The organism is Escherichia sp. MOD1-EC6021, from assembly GCF_002965245.1.
Classification (GTDB): domain Bacteria; phylum Pseudomonadota; class Gammaproteobacteria; order Enterobacterales; family Enterobacteriaceae; genus Escherichia; species Escherichia coli_F.
Genome location: NZ_PTRU01000103.1, coordinates 1 through 775, shown reverse-complemented (window position 1 = coordinate 775; position 775 = coordinate 1). Strand labels below are relative to the sequence as shown.

1 pseudogene is annotated in these 775 nt (G+C 50.2%); it reads left to right on the top strand.

From position 1 onward, the window contains the following. Window positions 1–79: 79 nt before the first annotated feature. Window positions 80–439 (top strand): annotated as a pseudogene (locus BEB54_RS28120) (tyrosine-type recombinase/integrase); the annotation flags it as partial. Window positions 440–775: the final 336 nt, after the last annotated feature.

Genomic DNA, 775 nt, shown 5'->3' with positions numbered 1-775 from the left:
ACAGCTGATATAAACAGAAGCCACTGGAGCACCTCAAAAACACCATCATACACTAAATCAGTAAGTTGGCAGCATCATCCTGACAGATATAGGCTATGTCAGGCAGATGGAAAGCTGGATGAGCACCACCCGGTCCCGTCGTCGTGAACCATTATGAGCTGTGACCGACGAAACCATGCGCAACGGGCCGAAGCAGGAGGGACACTTTTCGATACCGGTCACACCACACACCTTCCGGCACAGCTATATCATGCACATGCTCTATCACCGCCAGCCCCGGAAAGTCATCCTGGCACTGCTTAGTCACAGGGATCTACGTTCGATGGAGGTTTATACCAGAGTGTTTGCACTGGATATGGCTGCCACGCTGGCAGCGCCTTTCACAGGTGACGGGCGGGATGCTGCGGAGATCCTGCATACACTGCCTCCCCTGAGGTGACGGCATACGCACTTCCTTATATAAGCTGTGGTATGCAGAACAGACATAACATAAGCTGGAGCAGGTATATAAGCTGTAGTGAGTAAGTCATGTTTTATGAAGGGAGCAATGCCTCAGCATCAGGTTACGGGGTCACTTACGTAAGGAGCAGGCAGATGGCAGCCAGTTACAGAGTGCACAGCAGGAATCTGAATATAAACTACAGTGAGCAGACCACTCACTGCACCGGTTAATATAAGCTGTAGTCAGTAAAGGAGCGCTCTTCACTGACTACAGTTTATGTTCAGCGGGATTTGAAGAGTTTTTCCAGGTCATCCAGCGTGATGCCCAGTTTTT